The following is an 11,850-nucleotide window of genomic DNA, read 5'->3' as shown; positions in this document are numbered from 1 at the left end:
TCTGTAAAGGCAAAAAGCGCCTTTTCAGCCGGAGCCTTATTTGTCTGCCTTAGTCTGACTAGTCGGTTCCGCTTTTCTTATATCAGACACAAAACTCGAAGATCCGTTCCGATACGAAATCGGGGCGCTCTTCAGGAACTAGGTGTCCTGTGTTTTTCAATGAAAAGAAATGAGAATTTGGAAGGTCTTTGTTCATGCGTTCCCCTATCTGAACGGGGACGACTTTATCTTCCTGCCCCCATATGAGAAGGCTCGGTGTTTCAATTTTTCTTAAATCTTCTGCAGATAAATCACCTTCACGGTCACGGATCATTCGGGATAATGCCATAAAAATCCGGTCATCATAAAACGGCTGAATATAGCCATCCATCATTTCCTGATCAATCAGGGTTTGGTCATAAACGACATTGCAAAGGTTTTTCCATACTCCCTGACGGCTCATAATGTGTTTAATGCAAAGATAGAAATAAGGCACATATGATCCGAAAATAAGAGAAGGATGAGATCTTTTCATATAGCCTGAACTGCAGAGAAGGACAACCTTTCTGAACATTTCAGGCATTTCTTTTGAAGCGTACAAGGAAATTTGCCCGCCCATGGAATGTCCTACAAGTATGGCGTCATCCACCTGAAGATTTTTTAAAAGCTCTATGACGACTTTAGCCATATTTCGATATGAGTAAACAAATGCAATTGACTTTTCCGACTGTCCAAAAGGAGGCAGGTCAACCGCAATGATCCGATACTCATTTCTTAAATACGGAATCAGCCTCCGGTAGCTGAAGGTAGAAGAAAGAAAGCCGTGAATCAAAACCATTGTAGGTTTTCCAGGGTTTTCATAGAGCTCGTAATGAACATGAATGCCTTGTATTATCATCTTGAATTCCTGTTTATTTTCAAAAGTCACCATAGTCATTCACTCCAGCATTTTTTCTGAATTACCTCTATAACATGAGTTCGAATAAGCTGACAAAAGCTGACGGTTATCAGCATATCTGCCGTGAAAGTTTCTGTTATTTTAACCTTGAATCTAAAAATAACTCATGTAAAATCTACCCGTATTTTGAAGAAAAAAAACGAAGAGCCCCATGTCTGTTTTCTCTTGTTCATGCTATAATTATCAGAACATTCTTAATGGATAGAAGGAGGACGACGAAATGAAGCTTTCTCAAAAAGAAACGGAAATACTTGAGATTTTAGAGGAAAACAGCAGACTGACTCCTCTTGCAATTGCTAAAATGGTGCAGCTGTCAGAGGAAGAAACGATTGAAACCATTAAACGCCTTGAGGAACTAAAAGTTATTATTGATTATTCGACAACTGTCAACTGGCGCAAAGTTGATGGCCATGAAGGTGTAACAGCGATGATTGATGTAAAGGTCGCGCCGAAAAGGGGAACAGGCTTTGATGCGATTGCAGAACGGATATACAGATTTAAAGAAGTGAAATCTGTTTATCTCATGTCAGGGGCTTACGACTTATCTGTTGTGATTGAAGGCAGATCGATGTCAGAGGTCGCTCATTTTGTTTCAGATAAGCTATCCACTCTTGATTCCGTGCTGTCAACAACGACTCATTTTATTTTGAAAAAATATAAGCATGACGGCAAAATTTACGATCAGGATGATGAAGACAGACGAATTGTGGTGTCTCCATGACACAAAAGAGGTATCTATCTAAAACCGTTTCACAATTAAAGCCTTCCGGCATCCGCAAGTTCTTTGATCTTGCGGCTGGCATGGAAGGTGTTATTTCGCTTGGAGTCGGAGAACCGGATTTTGTCACTTCTTGGAATGTCAGAGAAGCTTGTATCTTATCGCTTGAGCAGGGCTATACTTCCTATACAGCGAATGCAGGTCTTGCAGAGCTGAGAGTGGAGATTGTCCGGTATATGCATCAGAAATTCAATGTTTCATATCGCTATGAGGACGAAGTTATTGTTACTGTAGGGGCCAGCCAGGCTTTGGATATTGCGTTAAGAGCAATCACTGACCCTTTAGATGAAGTGCTGATTCCAGAACCATCCTTTGTTTCTTATGGACCTTTAGTATCGCTTGCAGGAGGTGTGCCTGTACCGCTTCATACAAAAGCTGAAGATCAGTTTAAACTTCTGCCAAAACAAATAGAAGCAGCGATTACAGACCGGACTAAGGCATTGCTGCTGTGTTCTCCAAGCAATCCTACAGGTGCTGTGTTAAATAAACAGGAGCTCGAACAAATCGCTGAAATGGCTGAAAAACACGATTTAATCATATTAGCTGATGAGATTTATGCTGAACTTACATATGATGAGGCCTATACCAGCTTTCCGAGTTTAAAGGGAATGCATGAACGGACGATATTAATATCAGGCTTTTCAAAAGGCTTTGCGATGACGGGATGGCGCCTTGGTTTTGTTGCGGCTCCGGCAGAACTGTCCCAGGCTATGCTTAAAATTCATCAGTACTCCATGATGTGTGCTCCAACAATGGCTCAGTTTGGTGCAATCGAAGCCCTGAAAAACGGACTTCAGGATGTCGAACAGATGAAAAAAAGCTACAGGCAGAGAAGAAATTATTTTGTTGAGACTCTTAATGAAATCGGGCTGCCTTGCCATCTGCCGGGAGGAGCTTTCTACGCGTTTCCGTCCATTGTAAATACAGGACTAAGCTCAGAAGAATTTGCTGAACGGCTGCTTCTTGAACAAAAGGTAGCTGTTGTGCCTGGCCATGTTTTTGGAGAAAGCGGAGAGGGTTTTATCAGATGTTCATACGCATCTTCCTTAGAGCAGCTGCAGGAGGCATTAAGAAGAATTTCTATTTTCATGAAGAATTTTCAGTAGGAATTCATAAAAAAATGGACAAAACCGTTAAGGCTTTGTCCAAAAACAAAAGGGGGGAATACTAGAAAGCTTATACGCTAATAGTATTCCCCTTTTTTTGAGGGATAAACCTCTTTTTTACATTTTTCAGGCACTAATTTCTTAAGGTATTTTTTGAAACAAATAGTCATTAGCTCACGTTTCATAGATGTCAGAAGGAGGGCAGAACATGAACGATGATGAGTTGGTTTTAAAAGCAAAAAAAGGCAATATGAATGCGTTTCAGGAGCTTGTTTTGAAATACACTCCAGTTGTTGAAAAGTTTGCTTATCAGCTGGGAAACCGGCGCGATGATATAGATGATATTACACAGGAAGTATTTATACGTGTGTACCGTTTTCTTGATCAATTTTCAAAAGCGAAATTTTCTACGTGGCTTTATAAAATAACCCTGAATGTAACGCGCGATGCTGCAAGAAAACGAATGTCTAATCGTCAAAAGGTCTTTAAAATTCAAAACGAGCCTGCTGATGATTATCCTGAAGTCGAAGCTCATGTTCTTCAAAATGAAGAAGACAGGACTCTTCATCTGTGCCTTCAAAAGCTTGATGAAAAATACAGAGTTCCAATTGTGCTTTATTTTTTTCATGAGCTTAAATATGAAGAGATTGCTGAAATTATGTCGATTACGTTATCTACTGTTAAAACAAGAATTTTAAGAGGTAAAGCGATGCTTAAGAAGATATTGGAGGAGCAAGAGAAGAAAGAAGGTGAAACTCATGGATGATCAAATCTTTGAGCAAAGATTATCGAACTTAAAACAATCTTACCAGCAGCTGCCTGTGCAGACTTCTGCAGATAAAATCATGGAACGAATTCATAAAGAACAGAAAAAGAAGCGAAGCTTTTTCTCGGCACACACCTTATATGCAGCAAGCTTCATTGGCGTTCTAATTATAGCTGGACTCCTGGGAACACAGCTTTTAATGCAAAAAGAACACCGTAATGGCGGAACAGGAGACCAGCCTCCAGCAGCTGCAGTTCCTCCTTCAGCTGAAGAAATTGAAGCAAGGCATGAAGAAATCAGACAGCTGTATGATGATCAACTGGCGGCATTTGATGAAAAAGTCAGTATAGCTGACCCTGAACAATATTCTTTTATACAAGATGCAAAAAAAGCAGCAGCTGATTTTGAAAAAAGAGATAGTTTTAAATCAGTGCCGGAACTTGAAAATTACTACAATAAAGTGAAGCAGACGGTTTGGCAAAATGTCGCAGTTCCAAGTGAACAGCTTGATAATTTGCGTACAAAGGCAAAAGAAGGACAGCAAATTAAAGATGAAGAAATCATCAGTTTGCTTGAAAAACAGCGAATCATGAATGAATATTACTTTGAAAAATGGCTTTCCGTCTCACAAAACTTACAATATACAGATGTGTTTGCTTTTGCAGACGAATTGAATCGTTCCGGTACTGATGACCCTGAAGCTGGTCCAGTCGTAAAAGAGATCAGGGACAGCGGATATCGTTTTTACCATGAAGGGGAAGGGATGATTAATTTTCAGTCTGACCTGGCTTTATTTGAAGCGGAACTAAAGCCAAGCCCTCAAATGCAGACGTATTTTGAAATGGAAAATCAGGCTCAGGTGACAGAAGACGCTGCTGTCAGTGTTCCGCCGCAGGAGCTCGCAGATCGGACAGTTGCATTAGAAGACTTTATTAATAAAAACCCGAATTTTAAATATAGTGAAAAGCTAAAAGAGCGGTATGAATTTTGGCTGTTCCTCCTCTTAAAGGGGCTTAACAACACTCCTGCAATCGATGAAGAGAATCGTTTGAAAGAGGAATGGAAGTCGGCAATGGAATATGTCATGGAAAAGAATCCAAATAGTCAAACCGCGGCTGCCGTATCAGAATACTACAATTACTTGAAAGAAAAGAATTTCACGTTTAATACAATAGAAGAATATCAGCAATATAAGGTAACAGTACCAGAGAGCTTAAGGCCGGCAGTATCGTATTACGGAGGAAGAGAATTCAAATTGCTACCTTTATCAAATCGAATATACAATGCCTACCGTTCATTTAAGGACCATGGAAACGAAACAGCACTAAATGAACTCCAGCCTGCAGATATGATTCGACTATATTTTTATACAATTGTTATGGGAGATACAGATACTGCTTATGAACTTCTTTTTAAGGAAGAAGGAACTTCGTCAAAAGAGGAATTTGAACGTAAAATACAGAATAAAGCACCGGAGTATCAAACACTTTCCGATAAGCTGTATAAGCTAGGTGAGAACTATGATGAAAATAACGTGAAATTAGAATTTTTCTATGAAGATGGTTCTGTTGACAGCTTTGAAGTAAGAATTGATCCAAAGAATTATTCATCGAAGATTGTTTATCAGAAAAGTAAATAAACGTTTTCAAACCGGGCGGCTGCAGCCCGGTTTTTTAAATAGGAAAGGAAGGCGTTCAAATGCTTGTTCAAACTGAAAGGCTTTCAGTTCGTAAATTAGAAAGAAAGGACAGCGTTTTATTGGCAAAGTGGCTTTCTGATGAAAGGCTGCTGGAGTTTTACGAGGGAAGGGACAAACCGTTTTCACTCTCAATGACTGAAAAGAAATTTTATGATCGGAATAGCGAAACAACAAGATGTATCATAGCCTATGATGATAACCCGATTGGATACCTGCAATTTTATGAAATAAGTGTGAAAGAACGTGAACTGTACGGGTATGCAGATGGAACCGTTTTTGGAATGGATCAGTTCATAGGAGAACCGGGCTTATGGAACCTGGGACTTGGAGAGAAGGTTATTGGAGCGGTGTCATCCTATTTGCTTTCTCGTGCAGATCGATTGGTTATGGACCCTATGGCGAAAAATGAACGTGCTATTCGCTGCTATGAAAAGTGCGGCTTCCAAAAAGTAAAACTGCTTTCGAAACACCTTTTTCACGAAAACGCTTACCGGGATTGCTGGCTGATGTCAAAGAGTTCAAATGCTTGACATAAATAAAAAACTTCATTGAAAAAAATGGGGATATATGATATAGTTTTAAATTGCGTATATTAAACGAGAAAAATACAACTTATATAGGAGTGTTACCATGAGCACAAAATACGAAACAGGTTCTGTTCACACAGGCAAAGTAACAGGAATCCAACGCTACGGAGCGTTTGTAGCATTAGATGAATCAACACAAGGTCTAGTTCACATTTCTGAAATCGCACACGGTTTTGTTAAAGATATTAACGAGCAATTAAAAGTTGGCGATGAAGTTCAAGTAAAAGTTCTTTCAGTTGACGAGCAAGCTGGAAAAATCAGCCTTTCAATTCGTGCAACTCAAGAAGCTCCAGCACAAACTGAAGCTCCTAAAAAGCCTAAAAAGCGTCAAGCTACAATGAAGGCAACTCCTGCTTATTCTAATGAAACTCCACAAGGTTTCAACACTCTTAAAGAAAAATTAGAAGAGTGGATCGAGCAGTCTAAACAAACAAACAAATAAGAACATGAAAAGGATGCATCCAGCTGGATGGATTCTTTTTTTTGCATAAAAAAAGCACCGGATTAAAATCCGGTGCTTACTCTTTAGCGTGCTTCCGGTTTTGGTTCTGTACGGCCGAGTTCAGCTGCCGGCTTAAAGAGGATGGCAAGGTTGATAAGACCTGCAATTCCTACCAGTCCATAGATAATTCTAGATAATGCAGCGTTTTGGCCGCCGAAAATAGCAGCTACTAAATCAAATTGGAAGAAGCCGATTAAACCCCAGTTTATCGCTCCGATAATAGTAAGTACAAGTGCAATTCGCTGTAATGCGCTCATGCTGTTACCTCCTTTAAATGTGTGAATGCACTCATAGAGTGTGAAGATATCGGCCAAATTATTCATGGTGTGAAAAAAGAGTTTGCCGAGCGCATTTCTTGCAAAAACAATCAAAAAATGGTCATACTTAATTCATATAAAGTAAGGAGGCGATGATTGTGGAAAGTTTTACATACCATAATCCTACTAAATTAATTTTTGGTAAAGATCAGCTTGAACAGCTAAAAACAGAAGTGCCTAAATACGGCAAAAATGTTCTCCTTGTATATGGAGGCGGAAGCATTAAACGCAATGGTTTATATGACAAAGTTCTTGCGCAGCTTGAGGAAATCGGAGCGAACGTGTTTGAACTGGCAGGGGTTGAACCAAATCCAAGGTTATCGACTGTAAAACGGGGCGTAAATTTATCTAAAAGCGAAAACATCGACTTTCTTTTAGCCGTAGGCGGAGGCAGCGTCATTGACTGTACAAAAGCGATCGCTGCAGGAGCAAAGTATGACGGAGATGCTTGGGATATTGTGACGAAAAAACATATGCCGGCTGAAGCTCTTCCTTTTGGAACAGTGCTCACATTAGCTGCAACTGGATCTGAAATGAATTCAGGCTCTGTTATTACGAACTGGGAAACTCAGGAGAAATACGGATGGGGAAGTCCTCTGACATTCCCGAAATTCTCTATATTAGATCCTGTCAACACGTATACTGTTCCGCAGGACCAAACAGTGTATGGCATGGTGGACATGATGTCCCATGTGTTTGAACAATATTTCCACCATACGAAAAACACACCTCTGCAGGATCGTTTTTGTGAAGCTGCTTTAAAGACAGTTATTGAAACAGCTCCTAAGCTGATGAGTGACTTAGAAAATTATGAGCTTCGCGAAACCATTCTGTATTCAGGCACAATTGCATTAAACGGATCTCTGCAAATGGGATACCGCGGCGATTGGGCAACTCATAACATTGAGCATGCTGTATCAGCAGTTTATGACATTCCGCATGCGGGCGGTCTTGCAATCCTTTTCCCAAACTGGATGAGACATACGCTGGATGAAAATGTTGAACGCTTTAAACAAGTCGCTGAACGTGTATTCAATGTAGACCCAGAAGGAAAATCAGATCGTGATATCGCATTAGAAGGAATTGATAAGCTAAGCGAATTCTGGAGCAGCTTAGGCGCGCCAAACCGCCTGGCTGATTATGACATCACAGATGAGAAGCTTGATCTGATTGCTGATAAAGCAATGGCTAATGGCGAATTCGGCAATTTTAAAAAGCTGAATAAAGAAGACGTTCTTGCAATCTTGAGAGCATCTCTTTAATAGCAGAACACCCTGTTTCGGCAGGGTGTTTTATTTATTTTTGAATTGAACGCGTTTACATCAGGAGGCTTGCTTGATTTACCTTCTCAGTTTCGTTAAAGTGAAAGAGGATAAAAATTTTTATATGCGATGGAGGAACTGCGATGACACATGTTCGTTTTGATTATTCTAAAGCGTTGTCATTTTTTGGTGAACACGAACTTACATATTTGCGCGATTTCGTTAAAGTGGCGCATCATTCAATTCATGAAAAAACAGGTGCTGGAAGCGACTATCTTGGATGGGTTGATCTTCCTTCTGAGTACGATAAAGAAGAATTTGCACGCATTCAAAAAAGCGCTGAAAAAATCAAATCTGATTCAGATGTTCTTTTAGTTGTCGGAATTGGCGGTTCATACCTTGGAGCACGTGCTGCTCTTGAAATGCTGAACCATTCTTTCTACAACGCACTTTCTAAAGAACAGCGCAAAACGCCTCAGATCATTTTTGTAGGAAATAATATCAGCTCAACATACATGAAGGACTTAATGGATCTTCTTGAGGGGAAAGACTTCTCCATCAATGTTATTTCTAAATCAGGCACAACGACAGAACCTGCGCTTGCATTCCGTATTTTCCGCAAGCTGCTTGAAGAAAAATACGGAAAAGCAGAAGCGAAATCCCGTATTTATGCAACAACAGATAAAGCTCGCGGTGCTCTAAAAACACTGGCGGCTGAAGAAGGCTATGAATCATTCATTATTCCTGATGATGTTGGCGGACGTTATTCTGTCTTAACAGCTGTTGGTTTATTGCCGATTGCTGCTGCAGGAGCTGACATTGAAGAAATGATGAAAGGTGCAGCAGCTGCTATGGAGGACTTTGCAGTTTCTGAACTTGAAGAGAATGCTGCTTATCAATATGCTGCTGTCAGAAATGCATTATATAACCGCGGCAAAACAATTGAAATGCTCATTAACTATGAGCCGGGTCTTCAATATTTTGCAGAGTGGTGGAAGCAGCTGTTTGGCGAAAGTGAAGGAAAAGATCAAAAAGGTATTTTCCCTGCTTCAGCCAACTTCTCAACAGATCTTCATTCAATGGGACAATACGTTCAAGAAGGACGCCGCGATCTATTTGAAACCGTGCTGAACGTTGAGAAGCCGCGTCATGAATTAACAATTGAAGCGGAAGAAAATGATTTGGACGGCTTAAATTACTTAGCTGGAGAAACAGTTGACTTCGTTAATAAAAAAGCATTCCAGGGCACAATGCTTGCTCATACAGACGGAGGCGTTCCGAATTTGATCGTGAACCTTCCGGAAATGAACGAGTACACATTCGGATACCTTGTTTATTTCTTCGAAAAAGCATGTGCAATGAGCGGATACCTTTTAGGAGTCAATCCATTTGACCAGCCTGGTGTTGAAGCATATAAAGTAAACATGTTCGCTTTACTTGGCAAACCTGGTTTTGAAGAAGTAAAAGCAGAGCTTGAAAAACGTTTGAAATAAAATACAAAAAGAGGCTGGGACAAAGGTTTTCAGCCAAAGAAAAATCCGTACTATTATGTGAAATTCCAACTTGAATTTCCTTTTAGTTCGGATTTTTTTCTTTATCTTTTAGGCAGTTTTCGCATAGATGGTTGTTTTAATTAGCCTATAATTTGGTTATTGTGCAGAAAAATAGAATCAAATGCACTCTATGATACCACCATTTAGGTTTTTGCATGTAAAAGAGGAATCAACCGTATGTTATGATTCTACAATTTTGGTTTTTGAACGGAAGAGTGGAATCAACCGCATGCTATGATTCCACCATTTTGTTTTTTGCACTGAAGAGTGGAATCAACCGCATGCTATGATTCCACCATTTTGTTTTTTGCACGGAAGAGTGGAATCAACCGCATGCTATGATTCCGCCATTCAGGTTTTTGCACGTAAAAGTGGAATCAGCCGTACGCTATGATTCCATCGGAAAGGAACGGACATTATGAAAAACAACAATTTATGCGAAAATAGCCCTTTCTTTTAATGGTTTTCGCCCAATTCAATGTTCAGTTTTAATTCGGGAGAATATCGTTACGTCCCAGTCCCTTTTTCATGATAAAAAAACATCCTTTAGGAGAACCTATTCTTTAAAAGGAGGTTGATGGACGTGATTGAAATTCCATCAAAGCTTGAAGGGAAGTCATTTAAGCTTTATCATCTTGAACAGCAGCTGAAACCGCTTGGATATGCGATTGGCGGAGGCTGGGAGTATGATCATGGATCATTTGATTATAAGATTGATGATGAAGTTGGCTATCAGTTCCTGCGCGTTCCATTTACAGCGGTGGATGGCCAGCTTGATTCGCAAAATACGACAGTCAAGCTGACAAATCCATATCTGCTTTCGCATAAATACCAAATCGGACTTGATGACAATGTTCATATTGGAAATGTGAAAGCTTCGTTTGATCAATTTCAGGAACCCCAGGATAAGGATGCTGAGTTTCCTGAAAAGTATATTGATCTTGGAAAGGATCTAGTGAAAGAACTTGAAGCAGTCTTGCTTGACTAATGAGTAATCAGAATGAGTAAATCATCCTGTTGCAGGACTTGGGAGATGGGCGGGTTTAACTTCGTCTTATCTCCTTTTTTGATGCCGATTAACAGCAGCTCTTTTTCTAGAAGGGCGTGGCTTGCCGCATGAAAGGTTTCTCCAATTAGTTCCTTTGGAATCGGTTCAATTTTGAAGTAGTTTCCATTTGCGGGATTGAGTTCTGAGTATACGCTTGATAATCCATATTTTGCTAAGTAGCTGTTCATCATTAAGTGACTTGACAGCTGATAGGATTTAATAATTTCATCAGCACCTGCACGCTTTGCATTATTCAGCTGCAATCCGGTAACGAGCTCAATGACAGTATATAAATCAGGGTTTATCCCTTTTAAAGCAAGTAAAATGAGGATGGAGTGCATATCAGCGTCCGATTCATTTTTATGCTGGTTCGCTGTGATGATGGCTGCATCCGCATGTTCTATATTCGCTTTCACAAGTGTACGGTCTATTGTCGGATTGCCTCTAATAAAATGAAGGTTTTCAATGAGGGGTGATTCCTCAAGCGTATCATCTATTAAAACGAGGTTTTTGTATGGTTTTATTTTTTGAAAGGTCTCAATGAGTTCGCTCGTTTTTTCATTCCATCCGATAATGACGATATGATTGCCATGTTTAAACGTGGTATCCCCTTTAAGGTATGAATGCTGTTTTTGAAAAGCTGCAGCTGACAACGTGGCAAAATAGGTTGTGACAAACCCTGCACCGATCAAGATGAGCACCATTCCTACAAAGCGACCCGCTACGGTTTCAGGCACATAGTCTCCGAAACCGACTGTGGATACAGTGACAAGCGCCCACCAGATTCCGTCAAACACGGTTGGGAAAACTTCAGGTTCAATAAGTGAAATCACCTGTCCGAAAAGAAGCACAATCAGCATCACAATTAAAACAATTCTAAAATACAGCGGCCACTTCAGCCAATCAATCAATAATTTATTAGACCTCACAATTTTCACCTCTTATTTTTCTTTTGGAAGAAAAGAAAGGACCTCTCTGATAATAGAATTAATTTTCTCAGTGACTGTATCTTTTCCATAGACACCTATAGCTTTTTCGATTGCTGACATCGTTTTCTCATTAAATTCGATGATAGGCTTATCCTCTTCTGCATCATTGTAAAATTGGATAAAGACATCAAGTCCTTCATTCATTTTATCAATCGCATCGCTGAGTGTGTTTTTTTCATCTTCTGTCAGTTTCATCGTTTCACTTCCCGTTCAAAACGTATTCTTCCGTAGTATGTGCAATCTTGATCTATTTTTTCGGCAAATGGTGAAAGTTATCATCTTTGTTCTAAGGGCATGTTCTTTTTT

Annotated in this window: 13 protein-coding genes; 9 read left to right on the top strand and 4 right to left on the bottom strand. The window is 39.9% G+C overall.

All coding sequences use genetic code 11. The features are described from left to right. Window positions 1-82: 82 nt before the first annotated feature. Complete coding sequence (locus ABEQ24_RS10385; RefSeq protein WP_430006725.1) at window positions 83-916, bottom strand: alpha/beta fold hydrolase; 834 nt, start codon at window positions 914-916, stop codon at window positions 83-85. Window positions 917-1,157: 241 nt separating this feature from the next. Here ABEQ24_RS10385 and ABEQ24_RS10380 point away from each other — a divergent pair, with 241 nt between their 5' ends. The 6 genes from ABEQ24_RS10380 to yugI all read left to right on the top strand — a co-directional run bounded on the left by ABEQ24_RS10380 (window position 1,158) and on the right by yugI (window position 6,315). After that, window positions 1,158-1,658 (top strand): Lrp/AsnC family transcriptional regulator, encoded by a 501-nt coding sequence (locus ABEQ24_RS10380; RefSeq protein ID WP_430006724.1) that lies wholly within the window; start codon window positions 1,158-1,160, stop codon window positions 1,656-1,658. Next, window positions 1,655-2,821, top strand: coding sequence for an aminotransferase (locus ABEQ24_RS10375; RefSeq protein ID WP_430006723.1), 1,167 nt, complete (start codon window positions 1,655-1,657; stop codon window positions 2,819-2,821). Before ABEQ24_RS10380 ends, ABEQ24_RS10375 begins: the two co-directional genes overlap by 4 nt. A gap of 208 nt (window positions 2,822-3,029) precedes the next feature. Then, a complete protein-coding gene (locus tag ABEQ24_RS10370; protein ID WP_430006722.1) occupies window positions 3,030-3,587 on the top strand; it encodes an RNA polymerase sigma factor in 558 nt (185 codons plus the stop codon). Next, the gene (locus tag ABEQ24_RS10365; protein ID WP_430006721.1) at window positions 3,580-5,226 is read left to right on the top strand and encodes a hypothetical protein; all 1,647 of its coding nucleotides are present in this window, start codon (window positions 3,580-3,582) and stop codon (window positions 5,224-5,226) included. The genes ABEQ24_RS10370 and ABEQ24_RS10365 overlap by 8 nt, the downstream gene beginning before the upstream one ends. Window positions 5,227-5,285: 59 nt before the next feature. Continuing rightward, window positions 5,286-5,816, top strand: coding sequence for a GNAT family N-acetyltransferase (locus tag ABEQ24_RS10360; protein WP_430006720.1), 531 nt, complete (start codon window positions 5,286-5,288; stop codon window positions 5,814-5,816). A gap of 100 nt (window positions 5,817-5,916) precedes the next feature. Beyond that, window positions 5,917-6,315, top strand: coding sequence for a S1 domain-containing post-transcriptional regulator GSP13 (gene yugI / locus ABEQ24_RS10355; RefSeq protein WP_133312401.1), 399 nt, complete (start codon window positions 5,917-5,919; stop codon window positions 6,313-6,315). Between the two features lie 83 nt (window positions 6,316-6,398). On the opposite strand, the gene ABEQ24_RS10350 is transcribed toward yugI, so the two are convergent. Next, window positions 6,399-6,632, bottom strand: coding sequence for a DUF378 domain-containing protein (locus tag ABEQ24_RS10350; protein ID WP_430006719.1), 234 nt, complete (start codon window positions 6,630-6,632; stop codon window positions 6,399-6,401). A gap of 158 nt (window positions 6,633-6,790) precedes the next feature. On the opposite strand from ABEQ24_RS10350, the gene ABEQ24_RS10345 reads away from it, so the two are divergent. From ABEQ24_RS10345 to ABEQ24_RS10335, 3 genes are all read left to right on the top strand, one after another. Continuing rightward, entirely contained in the window at window positions 6,791-7,954 is a 1,164-nt protein-coding gene (locus ABEQ24_RS10345; RefSeq protein ID WP_430006718.1) for an iron-containing alcohol dehydrogenase, read from the top strand. A 143-nt stretch (window positions 7,955-8,097) separates the two neighbouring features. After that, window positions 8,098-9,447: a glucose-6-phosphate isomerase gene (locus ABEQ24_RS10340; RefSeq protein WP_430006717.1), complete on the top strand. Its 1,350-nt coding sequence runs from the start codon at window positions 8,098-8,100 to the stop codon at window positions 9,445-9,447. A gap of 643 nt (window positions 9,448-10,090) precedes the next feature. After that, entirely contained in the window at window positions 10,091-10,495 is a 405-nt protein-coding gene (locus ABEQ24_RS10335) for a YugN-like family protein (RefSeq protein WP_070875860.1), read from the top strand. Here ABEQ24_RS10335 and ABEQ24_RS10330 read toward each other — a convergent pair. Beyond that, window positions 10,492-11,484, bottom strand: a complete 993-nt coding sequence (locus tag ABEQ24_RS10330; protein WP_430006716.1) for a potassium channel family protein — start codon at window positions 11,482-11,484, stop codon at window positions 10,492-10,494. The genes ABEQ24_RS10335 and ABEQ24_RS10330 overlap by 4 nt on opposite strands. A 12-nt stretch (window positions 11,485-11,496) precedes the next feature. Further along, the gene (locus tag ABEQ24_RS10325; protein WP_430006715.1) at window positions 11,497-11,739 is read right to left on the bottom strand and encodes an atypical membrane-integrating protein (Mistic protein); all 243 of its coding nucleotides are present in this window, start codon (window positions 11,737-11,739) and stop codon (window positions 11,497-11,499) included. Between the last annotated feature and the right edge of the window lie 111 nt (window positions 11,740-11,850).

The sequence above is a fragment of the Metabacillus idriensis genome (genome assembly GCF_050483325.1).
GTDB lineage: Bacteria > Bacillota > Bacilli > Bacillales > Bacillaceae > Bacillus_P > Bacillus_P idriensis_A.
Note: the sequence above shows the minus strand (reverse complement) of the source record. Positions and strands in the feature narration are given on the sequence as shown.